18 protein-coding genes, 1 tRNA gene and 1 riboswitch are annotated in these 18,604 nt (G+C 74.9%); of the genes, 9 read left to right on the forward strand and 10 right to left on the reverse strand.

Annotated elements, in window-relative coordinates:
• Window positions 1–16 precede the first annotated feature (16 nt).
• The 5 genes from ACZ6A9_RS08235 to ACZ6A9_RS08255 all read right to left on the reverse strand — a co-directional run bounded on the left by ACZ6A9_RS08235 (window position 17) and on the right by ACZ6A9_RS08255 (window position 4,575).
• A complete protein-coding gene (locus ACZ6A9_RS08235; RefSeq protein ID WP_468980773.1) occupies window positions 17–1,036 on the reverse strand; it encodes a M23 family metallopeptidase in 1,020 nt (339 codons plus the stop codon).
• Window positions 1,037–1,047: 11 nt separating this feature from the next.
• Window positions 1,048–1,205: riboswitch (cyclic di-AMP (ydaO/yuaA leader) on the reverse strand.
• A gap of 305 nt (window positions 1,206–1,510) precedes the next feature.
• Window positions 1,511–1,584: transfer RNA gene (locus ACZ6A9_RS08240), tRNA-Met, on the reverse strand.
• A gap of 63 nt (window positions 1,585–1,647) precedes the next feature.
• A complete protein-coding gene (locus tag ACZ6A9_RS08245; protein WP_468980776.1) occupies window positions 1,648–2,781 on the reverse strand; it encodes a dihydrofolate reductase family protein in 1,134 nt (377 codons plus the stop codon).
• Between the two features lie 101 nt (window positions 2,782–2,882).
• A complete protein-coding gene (locus tag ACZ6A9_RS08250) occupies window positions 2,883–3,542 on the reverse strand; it encodes a response regulator (RefSeq protein WP_468980779.1) in 660 nt (219 codons plus the stop codon).
• A 28-nt stretch (window positions 3,543–3,570) separates the two neighbouring features.
• Window positions 3,571–4,575: a HAMP domain-containing sensor histidine kinase gene (locus ACZ6A9_RS08255; RefSeq protein ID WP_468980783.1), complete on the reverse strand. Its 1,005-nt coding sequence runs from the start codon at window positions 4,573–4,575 to the stop codon at window positions 3,571–3,573.
• Between the two features lie 439 nt (window positions 4,576–5,014).
• On the opposite strand from ACZ6A9_RS08255, the gene ACZ6A9_RS08260 reads away from it, so the two are divergent.
• Window positions 5,015–5,311, forward strand: a complete 297-nt coding sequence (locus ACZ6A9_RS08260; protein ID WP_468980787.1) for a DUF3040 domain-containing protein — start codon at window positions 5,015–5,017, stop codon at window positions 5,309–5,311.
• A gap of 29 nt (window positions 5,312–5,340) precedes the next feature.
• On the opposite strand, the gene ACZ6A9_RS08265 is transcribed toward ACZ6A9_RS08260, so the two are convergent.
• The 3 genes from ACZ6A9_RS08265 to ACZ6A9_RS08275 form a co-directional block, all read right to left on the reverse strand.
• Window positions 5,341–5,886 (reverse strand): sigma-70 family RNA polymerase sigma factor, encoded by a 546-nt coding sequence (locus ACZ6A9_RS08265; RefSeq protein ID WP_468980790.1) that lies wholly within the window; start codon window positions 5,884–5,886, stop codon window positions 5,341–5,343.
• Window positions 5,887–6,045: 159 nt separating this feature from the next.
• Window positions 6,046–7,395: a hypothetical protein gene (locus tag ACZ6A9_RS08270; RefSeq protein WP_468980794.1), complete on the reverse strand. Its 1,350-nt coding sequence runs from the start codon at window positions 7,393–7,395 to the stop codon at window positions 6,046–6,048.
• A gap of 11 nt (window positions 7,396–7,406) precedes the next feature.
• Window positions 7,407–8,207 carry a lytic transglycosylase domain-containing protein gene (locus ACZ6A9_RS08275; RefSeq protein WP_468980797.1) on the reverse strand — a complete coding sequence of 267 codons (801 nt, stop codon included), beginning with the start codon at window positions 8,205–8,207 and terminating at the stop codon, window positions 7,407–7,409.
• Between the two features lie 497 nt (window positions 8,208–8,704).
• Between ACZ6A9_RS08275 and ACZ6A9_RS08280 the strand changes: the two genes are divergently transcribed.
• From ACZ6A9_RS08280 to ACZ6A9_RS08315, 8 genes are all read left to right on the forward strand, one after another.
• Window positions 8,705–9,148, forward strand: coding sequence for a hypothetical protein (locus tag ACZ6A9_RS08280; protein WP_468980800.1), 444 nt, complete (start codon window positions 8,705–8,707; stop codon window positions 9,146–9,148).
• Entirely contained in the window at window positions 9,145–9,429 is a 285-nt protein-coding gene (locus tag ACZ6A9_RS08285; RefSeq protein WP_468980805.1) for a hypothetical protein, read from the forward strand. Before ACZ6A9_RS08280 ends, ACZ6A9_RS08285 begins: the two co-directional genes overlap by 4 nt.
• Before the next feature lie 71 nt (window positions 9,430–9,500).
• Window positions 9,501–9,788 carry a hypothetical protein gene (locus ACZ6A9_RS08290; protein WP_468980807.1) on the forward strand — a complete coding sequence of 96 codons (288 nt, stop codon included), beginning with the start codon at window positions 9,501–9,503 and terminating at the stop codon, window positions 9,786–9,788.
• A 17-nt stretch (window positions 9,789–9,805) separates the two neighbouring features.
• Window positions 9,806–10,543 (forward strand): DUF8175 domain-containg protein, encoded by a 738-nt coding sequence (locus tag ACZ6A9_RS08295; protein ID WP_468980810.1) that lies wholly within the window; start codon window positions 9,806–9,808, stop codon window positions 10,541–10,543.
• A 1-nt stretch (window position 10,544) separates the two neighbouring features.
• Window positions 10,545–11,789 (forward strand): hypothetical protein, encoded by a 1,245-nt coding sequence (locus tag ACZ6A9_RS08300; protein WP_468980813.1) that lies wholly within the window; start codon window positions 10,545–10,547, stop codon window positions 11,787–11,789.
• Between the two features lie 119 nt (window positions 11,790–11,908).
• The gene (locus tag ACZ6A9_RS08305; protein ID WP_468980816.1) at window positions 11,909–13,402 is read left to right on the forward strand and encodes an SCO6880 family protein; all 1,494 of its coding nucleotides are present in this window, start codon (window positions 11,909–11,911) and stop codon (window positions 13,400–13,402) included.
• Window positions 13,399–15,183 carry an ATP/GTP-binding protein gene (locus ACZ6A9_RS08310; RefSeq protein ID WP_468980818.1) on the forward strand — a complete coding sequence of 595 codons (1,785 nt, stop codon included), beginning with the start codon at window positions 13,399–13,401 and terminating at the stop codon, window positions 15,181–15,183. Before ACZ6A9_RS08305 ends, ACZ6A9_RS08310 begins: the two co-directional genes overlap by 4 nt.
• Window positions 15,171–16,982: a type IV secretory system conjugative DNA transfer family protein gene (locus tag ACZ6A9_RS08315; RefSeq protein WP_468980820.1), complete on the forward strand. Its 1,812-nt coding sequence runs from the start codon at window positions 15,171–15,173 to the stop codon at window positions 16,980–16,982. The genes ACZ6A9_RS08310 and ACZ6A9_RS08315 overlap by 13 nt, the downstream gene beginning before the upstream one ends.
• Here the strand turns inward: ACZ6A9_RS08315 and ACZ6A9_RS08320 are convergent.
• Both ACZ6A9_RS08320 and ACZ6A9_RS08325 read right to left on the reverse strand, forming a co-directional pair.
• Window positions 16,891–18,105, reverse strand: a complete 1,215-nt coding sequence (locus ACZ6A9_RS08320) for a DUF418 domain-containing protein (protein WP_468980823.1) — start codon at window positions 18,103–18,105, stop codon at window positions 16,891–16,893. The two genes, ACZ6A9_RS08315 and ACZ6A9_RS08320, sit on opposite strands and share 92 nt — an antisense overlap.
• Entirely contained in the window at window positions 18,102–18,494 is a 393-nt protein-coding gene (locus tag ACZ6A9_RS08325; RefSeq protein WP_468980827.1) for a hypothetical protein, read from the reverse strand. The genes ACZ6A9_RS08320 and ACZ6A9_RS08325 overlap by 4 nt, the downstream gene beginning before the upstream one ends.
• Window positions 18,495–18,604: the final 110 nt, after the last annotated feature.

Genomic DNA, 18,604 nt, shown 5'->3' on the forward strand with positions numbered 1-18,604 from the left:
CAGGGGGCGCCGGCGCTCAGGGGTTGAGGCCCTTGCTCTGCAGCCACGCCATCGGGTCGATGCCGGTGGAGGAGCCGCCGGTGTGGACCTCCAGGTGGAGGTGGGCGCCGGTGGAGTTGCCGGTGGAGCCGACGCGGCCGATCACGTCGCCGGTGTTGACCTTCTGGCCGACGCTGACGCCGATGGAGGACTGGTGGGCGTACAGGATCTCGGTGCCGTCGTCGAGCGTGAGCACGGTCTTGTAGCCGTAGGAACCGTCCCAGCCGGCGGAGGTGATCGTGCCGGTGTGGACCGCCTTGATCAGGGTGCCGGTGGGGGCCGCGAAGTCGAGGCCGGTGTGCTGGCCGGAGGACCAGTAGGCGCCGGACTGACCGAAGGTCGAGGAGATGGTGTACGAGGAGGTCGGCAGCGTGTACTGCTTGGCCAGCTCGGCGAGGCGCTTGGCCTCGGCGGCCTTCGCGGCTTCCTCCTCGGCCTTCTTCTTGGCGGCCTCGGCCTTGGCCTTGGCCTCCTGCTCCGCCTTGGCGGCGGCCTCGGCGGCCTGCTTCTCGGCGGCGGCGAGGGCTTCGGCGGCGGCCTTGGTCTCGGCCTGGCTCTGCTGCTGCTCGACCTGGGCCATGATCCGCGAGCGGAGCGCCTCACCGGCACCGGCGGTGCCCTCTTCGGTGTCGGCCGCGCTCATGCCGAGGGTGCTGAGCGGAGTGGCCGAGCCCTGGGGCGTTTCCTCGTCGGAGATGAGGGAACCCACGTTGGGGAGGTCGGGCATGGAGATCGACACCGGCGGCTTGCCGGTCTGGGCGGTGGCCATGCCACCGGCGCCGACCGCGGCTATGACGCCGACACCGAGGACGGTGGAACTGCGGGCGAGTCCTCCGCCGCGCTGCTTGGAGACACGGTGCCGGCCCCGGACGGGGCGAATGGACTCCGCGGTGGGGTTCCACTCCTCGAAGGGGCCCTCGTCGGTGCGGTCTCCGCCGTAGGCGAAGGTGTCGCTCGGCATGAACGGGGCCTCGGGGGCAGGCGGGTTGGACGCCACGTGGGCGCGCTCCTTTCCTTCCTTCTCGCCTACCGGGTTAGCTGACGGGTTCGGAGCAGGAAGGTCTCCTACGCGCGTATACGAGCCGTGTCTCCACGGCCGCATCAACGCGATTCACCCCAAGTTGGTGGTTCCCCGGTTCCCTTGCGGGATTCGGCGCGTGCGCACGGAGCCGCCTTCTGTGACGGCTGGGACGACCGCGCTGCGTTATCGAACGTTAATAGACGCGGGGGCCGGATTCCAAGCCGTTCCTCTTGATCATTAACGAATCCCGGGTGGACTTAACTTCCACGAGCGGGCAAAAACGGGCGAGTTGACCGCGCTTCGGATACCGCCCCGCTCCTGACGGTTCGTCAGTCGTCACGCGCTGCGAGACGGTCCGATCACGGTGAGTGAGGGGAGCGGGGAGAGGGACGGACGACGGAAGACACCGAGGGCCGGAACCCTGATCGGATTCCGGCCCTCGGCCTTCAGTAGCGGGGACAGGATTTGAACCTGCGACCTCTGGGTTATGAGCCCAGCGAGCTACCGAGCTGCTCCACCCCGCGTCGTTGAGACCAGTGTACGCCATCGGCGGGACGTGCCGCACACCCGTCACGGACGGCTCGGCGTCACCCTCCGGTCAGGTGCCGGTTCGGCGCCTTGGCGCGCTCCTCGTACGCGGGCAGGACGACGACGGTGGCGCCCCCGTCCTCCAGTACGCCGCTGCCGTCGGCCCCCTCCACGAACGTGTCCGGCTCCCGCCAGGCCGTGACCACCCGCCGCACCCCCGCGGCGAGGATCAGCCGGGCGCACGGCACCGGCCGGGACGCGCGCCGGGCGCAGGGCTCCAGGCTGGAGTACACGGTGGCGCCGGCGAGCCGGGGATCGGCGGGGTCGGTCTTGGCGAGCGCGGCCTCCTCCGCGTGCACCACCGGGTCCGCGCCCTCCCGGGAGTGCCCGCGCGCCAGTTCCGTACCGTCGGCGGCGACCACCACCGCGCCCACGCTGAACGCGGTGCCGGAGGGCGGGCACTCGGCGGCCAGTGCGCAGGCGAGGGCCAGCCAGTGGTGGTCGGCCGCGGAGGACAGCGCGCCGGCGCCGGGCGCGGTGGGCTGGTAGCGCATCAGGACGACGTCGCCGACCGGACGGGTCTCCACCAGCCGCAGCCGGCCGCCCTGGTAGGTGCCGGGCCCGAAGAGGCGGGGGGCGCCCGGGTCGCCGACGAACAGGGGGGCGAGGACCAGCTGGAGTTCGTCGGCGAGCCCCTGGGTGATCAGCTGGGTGTGGATCAGACCGCCGCCCTCCACCATCAGCCGCCGCACCCCGCGCACGGCGTGCAGGTGCTCCAGGAGCCGCCGCCAGTCCAGCTCGGCACCGAGCGGGACGACGTCGGTGGCCAGGCCCAGGGCGCGGGCCCGTTCGGCGCCCCGGTCGGTGGTGTAGAGGACCTTCTCCCCGCCGGTGTGCCAGAAGCGCGCCGCCGGGTCGAGGTCGCCGGTGCCGCTGACGGTGACCTTGAGCGGGTACTCGGGCCTGCCCTCGCGGATCCGGGCGGCGCGCCGCTCGGGCGAGTTGACCAGCAGCCGGGGGTTGTCCGCGCGGATCGTGCCGGCGCCGACGAGGATGGCGTCCACCCCTGCCCGTACCTCGTCGACCCGGTCGAAGTCGGCCGGGCCGGACAGCAGCAGCCGTTCGGGGCCGGTGTCGTCCAGGTAGCCGTCGAGGGAGACGGCGGCGGACAGCAGGACGTACGGACGGTGCATCGGCGTACTCCGGGTGCGGGTCGGCGGCGGGCTCGGCCGTGGGGCGGCCGGCCCCAGTCTGACAAGCCGCCGGGCGGCCGGACACCCGCGCCCCTGGCCGGTCAGGGTTCGATGAGGCCCACGCGGATGGCGTACCGGGTGAGTTCCAGACGGTCCTTCAGGCCGAGCTTGGCCAGCAGGTTGGCGCGGTGCCGCTCGACCGTCTTGGGGCTGATGACCAGCAGGTCGGCGATCTGCTGCGAGGTGTTGCCCTCGGCGACGAGCTTGAGGATCTCCTCCTCGCGGTCGGTGATGGCCTTGGCCGGCAGGGTCCGGCCCTCCCGGGCGAGGTCGAGGTAGTTGTGGATGAGGGCGTTGACGGCGCCGGGGTAGAGGAACGGCTCCCCGCGCATGGTGGCGTGGCAGGCCTCGACGAGGTCCTGGTCGGCGACGGACTTCAGGACGTAGCCCGAGGCGCCGGCGGCGAGCGCCTCGAAGAAGAACTGCTCGTTGTCGTACATGGTCAGGACGAGGATCCGTGTCCCCGGCAGGGTGCGGGAGAGTTCGCGGGCCGCCTGAAGGCCGGTCAGGCGGGGCATGGCGATGTCGAGGATCGCCAGGTCGGGGCGGTGTTCACGGGCCTGTTCGAGGGCTTCGGCACCGTCCGCGGCCTCGGCCACGACGGTCAGATCCGGTTCGCCGTCCAGGATGAGGCGAACTCCCCGGCGGACCAGGGCGTGGTCGTCGGCGAGGAGGATACGGGTGGGGGCCTGCTCGGTCATGTCTGCGTTTCCGGTCGGGGGACGTCGGTCACGGGGGCGGGGCGTGCGCGGGCGAGGACGGGCCCCGCAGGGGAACGAGGGCGTGCGCGGGGAAGCGGGCGGGGACGGGGACGGCCAGGCGCACCTCGGTGCCGCCGGAGGGGCGGGACTCCACGGTCACCACGGCGCCGACGAGCAGGGCGCGCTCCCGCATCCCGCGCAGGCCGGCGCCCTCCTCCGCCCGGCCGACGCCCCGCCCGTCGTCACGGACGCGCAGCTCGACACCGCCGGCGGTGCGGTAGAGGGCGATCTCGGCGCGGCGGGCGCCGGAGTGCCGGGCGGTGTTGGTGAGGCCCTCCTGGGCGACCCGGTAGATGACCAGCTCCGTCTCCCGGTCCAGCTCCGGCAGGTCCGGGGCGAGGCTGTGCTGGACGCTCAGGCCGGGGCCGCCGAACTCGGTGGCGAGGGCCTTGAGGGCGCTGGCCAGGCCCAGTTCGTCGAGCACGCCGGGGCGCAGCCGGCGGGCGATGCGCCGGATCTCCTCCAGGCCGGCGCGGGTGGTCTCCTGCACCGACCGCAGTTCCCCGCGCAGCTCGGGCGGGGCGTGGTCGGCGGCGCGCTTGAGCTGGAGCAGGACGGCGGTCAGGGACTGGCCGACCTCGTCGTGCAGTTCCTGGGCGACACGACGGCGTTCCCCCTCCTGGGCGGACAGGGCGCGGGCGCTGCTGGTGGCCCGCTCGTCCTCCAGGCGGTCGAGCATGGTGTTGAACGTGGTGATGAGCTCGGCGATCTCGCCGCGCCCGCCGACGGCAGGACGGCGCCCCGGGCGGAGCAGGTCGGTGGTGGTCATCGCGCGGGTCAGCCGCTGCAGCGGCGCGAGCCCGACGCGCAGCAGCAGTGCGTTGGCGACCAGCATGGCGGCCAGGCCCACGGTGAGGACCGCGGCCTCGGTGAGCAGTACGGGGGTGGAGACGGTGACCGGTCCCAGCAGGAGGGCCGTGGCGACGATGAGCACGACGGCGTTCAGCATGAAGATCCGCCAGAACAGAGGCACCCGTTACCGCCTCCTCGCCATGGCGCGCTCACCTGGGCTCCCGGTGCGGCGGGAGCCCGCGACGACCCGCGGACCGGGGGCGCGGCGCGGGCCGTCATGGTCCAGCCTGTGCCTCGGCCGGCTCACGCGCCATCCGTGACAACCCCCATTTTTCCCCGGCGGGTCCGGCCTGAAGGCGATCGGCGTGCGCACCGTCCGCCAGGAGAAATGGGGCTCCTGCGCCCCGGGGATGGGGCTCGCGACCGATGGCCCCGGCGGGTGGTGCCGGGAGAGCCTGGAGTCTCCGGTACCGGACGGTACGAGACATCGGCACACGGGCAAGTCCCTTTGGAGCGGCCCCGGTTCGCACCAGGCCGGCAGACCCTCCACCCGTCCCGCGGTACCGGGACGACGGCCGCCGGCAGGCTGACGTGCGGCCACCCTCTGGGAAGGAGGAGCCGTGCCCCGGCCTCACGACGATCGCCTGGTCGCCCTCGCGGCCCGAGTCGAGCACGAGGATCCCCGGTTCGCCCGAGCGCTGTCCACCGGACAGCCGGCCCGCCCCCGCGAGTACCGGCGCACCGGCGCCTGGTGGGCGCTGGTCATCGGGGTGCTGATGCTGCTCGCGGGAGTGATCGTCCCCGACGGACTGCTCATCGCGGCGGGCCTGGTCCTCTCCGGCATCGCCGTCCAGCTCCTCGACCCCGAGCGCCGCCACACGCCCCGCACCCCCCGGGAGCCGCGGACGCCGCGCTGACCGCGTGCCGCCGCGCGCTGCGCTTCCCCTCACCGCACCCCGCGCTCCGCCAGTGCCGCCTTCAGGCTGCGCAGGGCGTAGTAGACCCGGGACTTCACGGTGCCCTGCGGGACGCCCAGGGCGACGGCCGCCTGCTGGGTGGTGCGGTCGGCGAGGAAGGTCGCCCGCAGCGCGTCGCGGTGCGCGGGGGTCAGCGTCTCGAGGGCGTCGTTGACGACGATGGACGACAGCATCCGTTCGATGTCGTCCGACTCCGATCCCAGCTCCGTCAGCCAGGTGGCGCCGCCTATCTCCAGCGGGCGGGCGGTGCGGGCGCGGTGCGCGTCGATGACGAGGTTGCGGGCGACCCGGAACATCCAGGGGCGCACCGCCATGCCCTCGTCGTCGGCCAGGTTCTGCTTGTTCCAGCAGCGCAGCAGCGTCTCCTGGACGACGTCCTCCGTGCGGTGGGTGTCCCCGCCCAGCATGCGCAGCACGTACGCGTACAGCGCCGGCCCGTGTTCGAGGTAGAGGTCGCGCAGTGCCCGTTCCTCGCAGGACGCGGCACTCGCCGATCCGATGACTGTCACGTTCATGGTTGCTCCCGCTCCGTGGGCCGGCCGGCCCGGACGCGGCCTGCGTCGGGGCCGGAGCTCTTGGCGGAACGGAGTGTTCCGAGGGGCGTTCCACGTTCGTTTGACGTCCGGTGTGCGCTCCGATGGACGCGCAGGCCGGAAGGGGGGCCAGGGGGTGTCTCAGACGTGTGCGAGGAGCGCCTCGACCTGTTCACGGGTCCGTTCGGCGAGTTCCGCCTGGTCCGCGGTGAGCGCGCCGAGGTCGCGCAGGGTGTCCCACATGTGCAGCAGTTCCGTGCCGTGCACCGCGGCGGCCCGGTCGTCCTCGATGTGCTGCCAGGCCGCTGCCGCCCGCGCCACGTCGGACGCGGCCCGCTCGTCCCCGTTCACGCAGCGGATGCGTGCCACGCCCAGGGCCAGCACCGTGGCCTCGCGGTGGTCGCCGCACAGGTGGGCGAGGTACGCCTCCAGCGCCCGGGCCTCCACCGCGTGCGGGTGGTCGGCGCCGACCGTCTCGGCCAGGCCCTCGCGCAGCGTGGTGGCGTCGGCGTACGCCTCGTCGAGCCGGCCGGCCGCCGCGTCCGCGTTGATGCGCCCGATCCGGTCGGCGACGTCACCGGTGAGCCCGGCGGCGGGGGCGGCCGGCTGCGGCGCGGGGGCGGGGACGTCCGGTACTGCGGAGGCGAGGGCCGGCTGCGGCGCGGGGGCGGGGTCTTTCGCCGCGGTGGCATGGGACGCGGCAGTGGCGCGGGCCCGGGTGACCACGGCACTGAGAGCGGAGGGGAGCGGTGCCGGCCTGGGGGCGGGGACGGTGGCCGGCGCGGCGGGGTCCGGGGCCGGTGCGGCAGAGCCGGAGGGCGGCACCGCCGGGCCCGACGGCGGCCCGGCAGGACCGGAGGGCGGCACGGCCGGGGCAGGGGCCGACTCGACGGAACCGGAGACGGACACGGCGGGACCCGACGCCGGCACGGCCGAGCCGGACGCCGGCGCGGCGGTGCCAGAGGCCGACTCGACAACACCAGGGACCTGCACGGCTGGGCCGGACACCGATACGGCGGAGCCGGGGGGCGGCACGGCCGGGCCAGCGGCCGATCCGTCGGGACCGGAGGGCGGCCCGGCGGGGCCCGAGGTCGGGTCCGTGGGCCGGGGGGCGGGCTCGGTGGGTTTCGCGTGGGCCGGGGGTCGAGGGGGTTGCGGAGACGCCGGGGAGTGCGGGGCCTCGGAGGGTTCGGAGCGTTCGGGGGACTGCGGGGACCCCGGCGCCTGCGGGGGCTCCGAGGTGGCCGCGGGTTCCGGGTCGGAGGCGTCGAGCAGGCGGCTGGAGCCGTCCGGGGAGATCTCGAGGAGGAAGTGGCCGGTGTCCGGGCCGTCGTTCACCGTCGCCCGGACCGCGGCGGCCCGCTCCTGGGCGTGGCGCTGCAACCGGTCCAGTACGGCGTCGTGGACGGACTCGCCCGGTGCGGGGACGAGGGGTGTCCCGTCGATCTCGGCGAGTCTCTCGTCGGTGATGCGTACCCGGAAGTGGGACATGGCTCATCTCCTCAGGCGGGGGAAGCGGCGGGGTCGGGGGTGACACCGGGGGTGGCGCCGGCCGGCGGCGCGGCGACACCGGCGTATTTGGCGAACTGGGCGCGCACGGCGGCGACGTAGCCCTGGGCCTCGTTCGTGCGGGGGAGGCCCCCGGCCGCGAGGACGGTGTCGAGGCCCACGTGGTAGGCGGCCAGCGTGAGGTCCAGGACACCGCCCTCGGCGCGGCCGTCGTCGACGGCCTGCTGGACCTGCTCCGCGAGGGCGCACAGGTAGCGGCCCTGGGCCATGATCGAGTCCTCCGCGTCCAGCGCCGAGACCTCGTCGTTGTCGTCGTCGTCCTCGCCGTACTCCTCGAACACCTCGGGCGGCAGCTGGGAGAGGCCCCGCTCGCCGCCGGAACCGACCAGCGAGGCGTCGAAGCCGGACTCGTACTCGATCTGGGCGGCGATGACGATCGGTCCGATCGCCTCGCACACGGCCCCGGCGTCCTTGATGGGGTCCACCAGGTCCTCGGGGACGGTGGACTCCTCGAGTTCGCCCTTGCCGTCGCCCTCGAACGCGTCGATGACCTGTTCGGCGATCTCCTCGTTCGACGGGCCGTCGCCCCCTCCGCCACCGCCGCCGAAGAGCAGGATCAGCGCGATGAGCGGGGCCAGCAGGACACCGAACCCGCAGATGATGATCACGACGATCGCACCGCCGGCCAGCACGACCGGGGACAGCAGGCAGCCGCAGCCCGTCCCGGCGAGGACCGTGTTCCTGGTGGCGGCGGAGGCACCGCCCTCCGCGCTCCGATCCGAACCCGCACCCATCGGCTCCCGCCTTCTTCCCCTCGTCTTGAACCGCTGTCGCCGGACGGACCGTTGTGCTGTCCGTCGGGCTCGGCAGACGCAACGGACTGCCGGGCGAACAGGTTCAAAGCCGACGCGCATCAGATGACGCAGAGCAGCGCGAGCACGAGCGAAGAGGGAGGCGGGTACGCATGAGCACTCCTTCGGCCAGGCCGTCGGTCCCGCAGGGGTGGATACGGGGCCCGAAGTCCGCACCGCCCACGGGCCCTGACACGCGGCCGGCCACGGACGGGGGCGCGGGAGGACCGGCGGCGGGGACCGGCGGGGAGACGCCCGTACCCACCGAGCACGCTACGGGCCAGAGCCCCGCGGGCCCTGCCGGGAACACGCGGGTGGCCGAGGGCTCCGGCGCACGGCCGAAGCGTTCCGCTCCTCGCCGTACCACCCCCCTGCGCCGTCCCGCCCCCTCGTCCGGCGAACCGACCTGGGCCGAGCCACGGCGGGGCGGGGCCGACCGGGTGAAGGCACGTGACGCGGTCGGCTGGGTCAAGGCGCACGGCGGCGCGGGAGCGACCTCGCTGGCCGACGTCCTCGGCGGTGTGGAGGTCGGTGCCCGCTGGCCGGACCCCTCACGGGGGGAGCCGCACCGGGTCGTCCTGGTCGGCAGGACCAGCGCGCGGGGACTGCGGTCCGTCTCCCGGGCGCTCGGTGAACTGCGCGGGGAGGACGGACCGCGGGGCCTGGACCTGCTGGCCGTCGTCCTGGTCGCCGACGCCCCGGGCCGGCTGCCGCTCGGCCTGCTGGGCCGGATCCGGGTGCTGCGCTCCGTCGTCCACGTGCACCGGGTGCCGTGGATACCGGCGTGGCGCATGGACCGCCGTCCCAGGACCCTCCCCCGCCAACTCGTCACCCTCGCCGACCTGGTGGGCGGCGAACCGTACGCCGAGGAGGCGGTGTCGTGACCCCCTTCCCGCACGGCGCCCGGCTGCTGGCCGCCCCCTACGTCCCCGGCGGCGACGCCCAGACGATCATCAACCTGCTCGCCTGGTGCGTCTCGGCGGGCGGTGTCTTCGGGCTGATCGTGGTCGGCACCACCATGGCGATCCAGCTCAACCGCGGTGATCCGGGCGAGGGGTCGTCGCACTTCAGAGGTGTCTTCTTCGTCGTCCTCGCCTGCCTGGTCGCCTCGACCGCCCGTCCGCTCGTCGGGGCCCTGGGGAGCCTGGAGCTCCTCGGCCCCTGAGCGCACGGACCCTTCCGTCACCCCTCCTCGCCCGTCGCTCACGGTGGGCGCCTACTTTTCCGGAGACCTCCATGCCCTCGACCCTCCTCGACACCTCCCGGTTCCTCGCCGCCGGTGTGCCCCAGCCGCAGCGGCAGGCGCCCGGCGACCTGGCGGAGAAGGTCAACACCGTGCTCGGCATAGCCGCCTGGGCCGGTACGGCCGCCGGCGTGGCCGGAGTGCTGATCACCGGCGCGATGATGGCCATCTCCGTCAAGCGGGGTGAGAGCTCCGAGCACATGAGCCGCCTCGGCATGGTGCTCGGCGGCTGCGTGCTGGTCGCCACCGCGGGCCCGCTGGTCCAGTTCGTCTTCAACTGACCCGGCGGGCGGCCGAGATGTTCACACGCAGCAGACGGCGGGCCGAGCCCTCCGGCCCCTACTGGCGCCAGCGCGGCTGGCAGCTGTCGGCGGGGTTCGTCGCCGTCGTGTTCGTCCTGGGCGGCACCATCGCGCTGACGGCCGGCGAGGACCGGGCGCGGGAGCCCGCCCCCGGCGGTCCGCTGTCGGGGACGGCCGCCACCGGGGACAGCCGGCCGCAGGGGTGCCGTACCGACGACAGCGACGACGCGGTGCCCACCACCCCGCCGCGGGGCATCGAGTGGCGCACGATCGGTGTGGTGCGTGTGCCGGCGTCCTCAGCCGCCGGTCCCACCCGGACCGACGGGGGCATGCGGTGGTGCTTCGCGCACACGCCCGTCGGCGCCGTGCTGGCCGCCCACGTCATCCCGTCCCAGCTGAGCGAGCCCGGCTGGCGCAAGGTCCTCGACCAGCAGGTCGTGGCCGGGCCGGGGCGCGACCGCTTCGAGTTCCAGCGCGGCCTCGTCCGGGACTCCGCCGCCCGCCGGTCCGACGGCGCGGTCGCCACGTACGCCGGTTTCTCCGTCGCCTCGTACGAGGGCTCGGCCGCGACCGTGGACCTGCTCATGCGGACCGGTTCCGGCTACGCGACGACCAGCATCGACCTGCGCTGGAGCGGCGGCGACTGGAAGCTCCGGCCCTCCGACGGGGGTGATCCGCACACACCGGTGTCGGTGGTGCACAACCCCCGCGGCTACGTCCTCTGGGGGCGCTGACATGGCGTGCACGACGGGCAATCCCGCCACCAACCTGTTCAAGGGGTTCTTCGAGTTCCTCGGCGATCCGGTGGGCACCATCATCGACCTGATCGCCAAGTCCATCCTGGCCGGTGCGGTCACCGTCTTCGGTGACCTGGTCAGCAGCGTTCCGGGGCTGACGGGGACGACGACCGCCAAGGAGGTCAACAACCAGTCGCAGTGGATCGTGGTCTACCTGGCGGTGGGGTCGCTGCTGTTCGCGTCCGCCCGCATGGCCGTCGAGCGGCGCGGCGACGCCGGGGTGACCGCGCTGAAGGGCATCGCCCGGGTGATCCTCGTCTCCGGTGCCGCCACCACGGTCTTCGCGGCCGCCGCCCGGGTGTCGGAGGGCTACTCCGACCACCTCTTCGCCGCGGGTGCGGAGCGGCTGCTGACGGACGTCGGCTGCGACAGCGACACCAGCCTCGGCAAGTCGTTCCTGCTGCTGATCATCGCGTTCCTGCTGCTGATCTCCGCCATCATCCACACGATCCTGCTCTACATCCGCCTCGGCGTGCTGATCGTGCTGCTGGGCACCCTGCCGCTGGCCGCCGCGGCCTCGATGACCGACTGGGGCAACGGCTGGTGGCGCAAGCACATCGGCTGGATGATCGCCTGGCTGCTGTACAAACCCGCGGCGGCGCTCGTGATGTACGCGGGCACGGCCATGATCAACTCCAATGAGGCGGGCAGCGAGTCCACCGAACGCATCGCCGGCATCGGCGTCATGCTGCTGTCCGCCGTCGCCCTGCCGGCGCTGCTGAAACTCGTCATGCCGGCCACCGCCGCGCTCGGCGGGTCCGCCGCCATGTCCGGCGCGATGTCCCAGGCGGGCGGGGCCCTGGCGTCCGGCGCCCGCTCGATCGCCGGCCGGAGCGCCGGCGGGGGCGGCGGTCAGGTCGGCCGGGCGGGACCGTCCGGAGCGGCCGGAGCGGCCGGCGGGAGCGGTTCCGGCGGCGCGGCGGGCACGTCCGGTCCGTCCGGACTCTCCGGCGGCGGCGGCTCACCGGGCGGTGCCGGTGCTCCGGGCGCGAGCGCCGCGGGCGCCGGCGGCTCGGCCGCGGGCGGGGCCGGAGCGGCGAGCGGGGCCACGCGGGCCGCCGCCGCTGCTGGCGGACCGGCCGGCATGGCCGTCGCCGCGGCGATCACCGCGGCCCAGACCGCCGGCCGGGTCGCGTCCGGAGCCGTGGACGACGCCGACGGCGAACGGGGGCACAACACCTGACCCGGGCCGTCGCCGGGCTCCCCCGCCTCCCGGGGCCCGGCGACCACCCCCGGGGAGCCCGGGGTCTCCCGCCCCCCGCCACCCCCACCCCACGCCTCACGAAGGGAAACCGGACCCTCATGTCCACGGAAGCCGCCACCCGTCCGACCTACGGCAACTGGCGCCGCCCCCGGCGGCCGGGGCTCGGACCGCTCGGCCTCGTCGGCACCTTCGGTGTCTTCGGCGGGCTCGTCCTCACCCTGCTCGCCTCGCTGATCTCGCTCTACGCGGCGCTGGTCGTGTTCCTCCCCGTCGCCGTGTTCCTGCTGCCGCTGGCCGTCCGCACCCAGGACGGGCGCAACGTCTACCAGCTGATGGCGCTGCGCATCGGCTGGCGGCGCCGCCGGGCCAGGGGCGCCCACCTGTACGTGTCGGGCCCGCTGTCGCCCCGTCCCGGCGGCCGGTTCCGCCCGCCCGGGCTGCTCAACAAGGTCACGGCGAGCGAGGGCCGGGACGCCTACGACCGTCCCTTCGGCGTGCTGCACCACCCGGGCCGCAACCTGTACACCGTGGTGCTGGGCTGCGAACCGGACGGCGGCGCCCTGATCGACCCCGACCAGGTCGACGTCTGGGTCGCGCTGTGGGGCGAGTGGCTGTCCCGGCTGGCGCACGAGCCGGGCCTGCGGGGCGCGTCGGTGATCGTGGAGACCGCCCCCGACCCGGGGACCCGGCTCGCCCACGAGGTGCTGCCCCGCATCCACGCCGACGCCCCGCCCGCGGCCCGCGCCGTGATGGAGGAGGTCGTCGAGCGCTATCCGACCGCCTCCTCCGAGATGCACACCTACGTCACGCTCACCTACGGCGTCCCCGCGGGCAAGCGGCGCCCGAAGGAGGACGTGATCTCCGACCTGGCCATCCGCATCCCGGGGCTGCTCAGCGGCCTGGTCTCGGCGGGCGGCGGGGCGGCGTACCCGCTGTCGGCGGAGCGGATCGCCGAGGTGGTCCGCGTCGCCTACGACCCCGCCGTCGCCGCCGACGTCCTCGACGCCCGCGCCCGGCACGGCGGGACGGGCCTGGAGTGGGAGGACGCCGGTCCGGCCGCCGCCGTCGAGACCGTCAACAGCTACCAGCACGACTCGGGGGTCTCCCGCACCTGGCTGATGACGCTGGCACCCCGCGGCACGGTACGGTCCTCGGTCCTGCGGTCCATGCTGGAGGCGGACACCGCCACCCGCCGCAAGCGGGTCGCGCTGATCTACCGGCCCATCGACCCGGCCACCTCGGCCCGGATCGTCGAGGCCGACCGCCGCGCCGCCCAGTTCATGGCCACCTCCGGCCGGGGCACGGTGCAGGCCCGCGCGGCCTCCGAGGTGCGGGCGGCGGAGCAGACCGCGGCCGAGGAGGCGTCGGGCGCCGGGCTCGTGGAGTTCTCCCTGATGCTGACGGTCACCGTCGACGACACCGACCAGCTCGCCGACGCCGACGTCACCGTCCGCAACCTGACCGCCGCCTCCCGGGTGCTGATGCGGCCCGCCGACCGGATGCAGGCGGCCGCCTTCACCTGCACCCTGCCCGCCGGGATCCTCCCGTGGGAGCAGACCCTGGTCCCGCACGAACTGCAGGAGGCGCTGTGAGCCGGCGCGAGGAGAAGAGAGCCGAACGCGAGGACCGGCTGGCCGAGCAGCGGGCGCGCGCGGCCCTCACGGCCCGGCGGTCCGGTGAGGACGGCGGCGACGGCGGCGACGGGCCCGGTCCGGGCGGCGGGAGCCGGGGGCGGGGGCGCCACGGCGGCGCCGGTGAGCCCGGCGGTTCCCCCACCCCTCACCCGCCCGGCCGGCCGGCCGGGCCCGCCCGGTCCCCCAGGAGCGCGGACACGTCCGCACCCCGCCCCAGGGAGCTCTACGTCCCCCCGCGCGGCTGGCACGGCGCCGGCGGCGGACGCGTCGGCTACCTGGACCCGCCCACCATGTGGCGGGCGACCACCGTGCAGGCGTGCGGCATGTGGCCGTTCGCGGCCGGTTCCGGGTCGCCGATGACGGGCGTACCGCTGGGGCAGCACCTGTTCACCGGCGCCACGGTCTGCGGCGACCCGCTGAACTGGTTCACCCGGGCCCGCTACATCTCCAACCCGTCCCTGTTCATGCTCGGCATGCCCGGCCTGGGCAAGTCCACCCTGGTCAACCGGATGCTGATCGGGCTCGCCGCGACCGGCGTGGTCCCGCTGGTGCTCGGTGACCTGAAGCCGGACTACGCCGACACCGTGCGCGCGCTGGGCGGACAGGTGATCTCCATCGGCCGCGGCCGGGGCGGCATCAACGTCCTCGACCCGGGCGCCATGGGCGAGGCGGCGGTGCGGATCGGCGGCGAGGCGGGCGAGGTGCTGAAGGCCGAGACGCACGGCCGGGTACTGAACATGGTGGCCGCGCTGATCACCATCGTGCGGGGGCGTCCGATGGACGACCACGAGCAGTCCGTGCTCTCCGCCGTGCTGCACCACCTGCGCGAGCGCACCGCGCCCGGCCGCGCCCCCCTCCTGCCCGACCTGCTGCGGGTGCTGACGGAGGGGCCCGACCGGGTGCGCGCGGTCACCCTGGACCGCGGCAACGAGACCCGTTACCGCGACGCCGTCGACCCGCTGCACCGCTCGCTGCTCGGCATCCTCGACGGGCCCCTCGGCGACACCTTCACCTCCGAGACGTCCACCCGCATCGACCCGAACGCGCCCGCGGTGTGCATCGACATCTCCGGCATCGGCGAGGCCGACACCCAGCTGACCGCCGCCGCGATGCTCGCCGCCTGGTCCGACGGGCTGGGGACGGTGGCCGCCTCGCACGCCCTCGCGGACGCCGGACTCGCCCCGCGGCGCTGGTTCTTCACCGTGCTGGACGAGCTGTGGCGTCCGCTGCGCGCCGCCTCCGGCATCGTCGACCGCATCGACGCGCTCACCCGCCTCAACCGCTCCCTCGGCCTGGGCGACGCGAAGATCACCCACACCCTCAAGGACGCCGAGGCGCTCGGCACCGACGCCGACCGGGCCAAGGCGCGCGGCTTCGTCGAACGGGCCGGGATGGTGGTGTGCGCGGGGCTGCCCAGGACCGAGATGGAGGAACTCGGCAAGGTGGTGGGCCTGTCCCGGCGCGAGATCGAACTCGTCTCGTCCTGGTCGTCGCCGCCCGGCTGGGGGATGACCGGCGAGAACGAGGAGCCGCCCGGCCGGGGCCGCTTCCTCATCAAGGTCGGCGGACGGCCCGGCATCCCCATCAAGGTCGCCATCACCGACGCCGAGCGCCGGCTGCACAACACCAACACCCGGTGGGCGACCGACGAGGAGGCCGTCGAGCAGGCGGCGGCGCGGGCCGCCCGGGACGTCGCGCGGGCCGCCGGGCAGGCGGGCCCCGGGGGGTGGCCGGCGTGAGCGGCCCCCGCTCCGGCGAACTGCACGAGCAACTGCCGTGGGCCGTGGTCGCGCTGGCCGCGGGCGGCCTGGGGCTGTTCACCGTCGCCTGGACCGGCGGCACCCTCGGCGCCGGTGTCACCGGGCACGGCTGGCAGGCCCCGCCGTTCGCCCTGTCCACCGCGGCCACCCTGGCCGGCGAGGGCCCCGGCACCCTGTGGCCCGGCGCCCCGGCCGGTGCCGTATACGGCGGCATGCTCGCGCTGCTGACGCTCCTCCTGGTGCCCGTCGCCGTCACCGTACGCCTCCTTGTGAGCCGCTCCGCGCGGCCCAACGGGCTGGCGGGGCGCCGGGAGCTCGCCGCGATGTGCCCCAAGGGCATCACCGCCCGCGCCCGCGAACTGCGGCCCAGCCTGGCGGGCCGCGAGCGGCTTCACCCGGACGAGACCGGCAACCTGCTCGGCGACCTCGCTCCGAACGGGCCGGAGCTGCGCAGCAGTTACGAGGACGTCGAGCTCGACCTGATGGCGCCCCGGGCCGGCAAGTCCACCGGCATCGCCGTCCCCCGGGTGCTGCGCGCCCAGGGCGCGGTACTGCTCACCTCCAACAAGTCCGACGTGTACGCCGTCACCCGCGCCGCCCGGGAGCAGGCCGGCCGGGTCTGGACGTTCGACCCGCAGGGCATCGCCCACACCCCGCGCGCCATGTGGTGGAACCTGCTGGGCGAGTGCCACACCATCGAGGGCGCCCGCCGCCTGGCCGGCCACTTCGTCGCCTCCGTCAACGACGACAGCGCGAAGAAGGACTTCTGGATCTCGGCCGCCCAGAACACCCTCACCGCGCTGTTCCTGGCCGCCGCCCGCGGCGGGGCCTCGGTCCGCGACCTGCTCGGCTGGCTCGCCGACCCCGCCGACCGCACCCCGGTCGACCTGCTCCGGGAGGCGCGGCTCATCGCGATGGCGGAGCAGCTCCAGGGCACCGTGCGCGGCGCGGTGGAGACCAGGGACGGCATCTACGAAACGGCGCGGCAGACCGTCTCCTGCCTGCTGGACCCGGAGATCCTCGCCTGGGTCACCCCCGACCCGGCGCTGCCCGAGTTCCGCCCCGACCGGCACGTCCTCGGCAAGGACACGCTCTACCTGCTCTCCAAGGACGGCGGCGGTTCCGCGGCGGGCGTCATCGCGGGCATCGCGGACGCGACGATGCGGGCGGGCGTGGTCGCCGCCGAGCGCATGGGCGGGCGGCTCGACCCACCGCTGACCGCGGTCCTCGACGAGGCCGCCAACGTGTGCCGCATCGCCGACCTGCCCGACCTCTACTCCCACTTCGGCTCGCGCGGCATCAACGTCGTCACCCTGCTCCAGAGCTACCGGCAGGGCGCCCGGGTGTGGGGCGAGGTGGGCATGGACGCCCTGTGGAGCGCGGCGACCGTCAAGCTCCTCGGGGCCGGCCTGGACGACGCGGACTTCGTCCAGAAGATCTCCACGCTGGTCGGCCAGCACGACGTGCGCACCCCCACGGTCAACCGCGGCAAGGAGGGCACCTCGCGCTCGTACTCCTACCGGCAGGAGGCCGTGCTGCCCCCGGACCGGATCCGGGCCCTGCCCAAGGGCACCGCCCTGCTCCTGGCCACCGGGGTGCGCCCCGCCCTGATCCGGCTGCGCCCCTGGTACAAGGAGCCCGGTGCCGGTGCCGTCTCGGCGGCGGCCAAGGCGGAGACGGCGGCGATCACGGAGCGGGCCGCGGCCCGGCTGCCGGCCGCGCCCGCCGTGGCCCTGGAGAAGTGGAACCGTCCCGCCCGGGACGCCGGCCCAGTGTGAGCGTCCGCAGCAGCAGTTCGGCCGGACCGTACCGGGCCCGCCCCGCCCAGAGCGCGCCGAGCGCGAGCTGCGCGCCGTACAGGGGGACGCAGCCGGCGAGGACGGCCGCCGTGCCCGGCCGGCCGTACAGCGCGAGGCCGTACCCGGTGAACACGCAGGCGAGGACCAGCGACTGGGCGAGGTAATGGCTGAGCGCCATGCGCCCGGCGGACGCGAGCACCCGCGCCGCCGGGCCCCGGAGGTCGAGCAGCAGGAGCAGCCCGCACGCGTACGCCGCGGTCAACGCCGGCGCGGTCAGCACCGCCACCGCCCGGCCGGCCAGGAACCACCGTCCGTCCAGCGGCCCGTTCGCGCAGCACGCGGCGACCACGCCACCGGCCAGACCGACCGGCAGCAGGCGGTGGACGGCCCCGCGCAGCCACGCCCTGTCCCTCCCGCGCCGCTCGACGAGACCGGAGCGGGCCGCCGCCAGGCCCGCCAGGAAGGCGGCCAGCATGTCGGGCGCGTACAGCAGGTTCGCGGCGAGCGCCGCCGGCAGGTCGCCTAGGTGGGCGGCGACGACCGAGGCGGCACCGCCCCGGTAGGCGGCGGTATCCGGGGTGTCCGGGACGGGGGCGGCCGCAGCGGTGAGGGCCGCGGTCAGCAGCCCGTAGGCGAGGAGGACGGCCGCCACCGCCGCCAGCAGGACGGCCGCCAGCCGCAGCGCGGCCCGCGGACGGAGCCCGCGCAGCCCGTACAGCACCAGCCCCAGCACCGCGTACGTGGTGAGGATGTCGCCCGGGAAGAGCAGGACGGCGTGCAGCACACCGAGCGCGAACAGGGCGGCGGTGCGGCGCAGATGGCGTGGCGCGAACGCGGCGCCGGCCCGCCGGGCCGACCGCTCCTGGAACACGAAGGAGCAGCCGAAGAGGAAGGAGAACAGCAGGTAGAACTTGGTGGTGACCAGCGCGGTGACCACCCAGGCGGCGACCCGGTCGACCGCCGGGGCCCCGGGGCCGCCCCCGTGCACCACGTCGGGGCCCGCCGTCAGCAGGGCGTTGACCAGCAGGATGCCCGACAGGGCGAAACCGCGCAGGACGTCCAGCTCGACGAGCCGCCGCGGCTCCCCGCCCGGTGGGCTCACGGCAGCACCGCGAGGGCGGTGCCGCAGGCCAGCGCGGAGGTCAGGAACCAGCCGAACGAGGGCGCCAGCAGGGCGCGCACCGACCACAGCCGGGCCTGGTCGGGGCGGCCCCTGGCGTGCACCACGGGGACCGTCGCGCCGATCCCGGGCAGCCCGTGGAGCGGCCCGTGCCGGCCCGGATCGAGGACGAAGGCCCGGCCGAGACGGTCGGTGTACGACACGAGCCCGCCGGGCCGGCGGTCGTAGGCCGTGCGGGGGATCACCACCCCCGGCACCCGTTCACCGCGCGCCCACAGGCGGGCCGCCGCCGTCAGTGCCCGGAGCGCGGCCGCCAGGGCGCCGAGGCCGAAGCCCGTGCACAGCGCCGGCAGCAGCAGTTCCGCGTCCATACCGCCCCTTCCGCCCTTTCCTCTCCCGTGTCCTCGGCACGCACAACGGGCCGCGGGCCACCGCGGTTCAGGGGTCCGGGTTGAACCGGCGCGCCCGGCGGCCCCGTTGT

It is taken from the genome of Streptomyces sp. NPDC041124 (assembly GCF_055592385.1).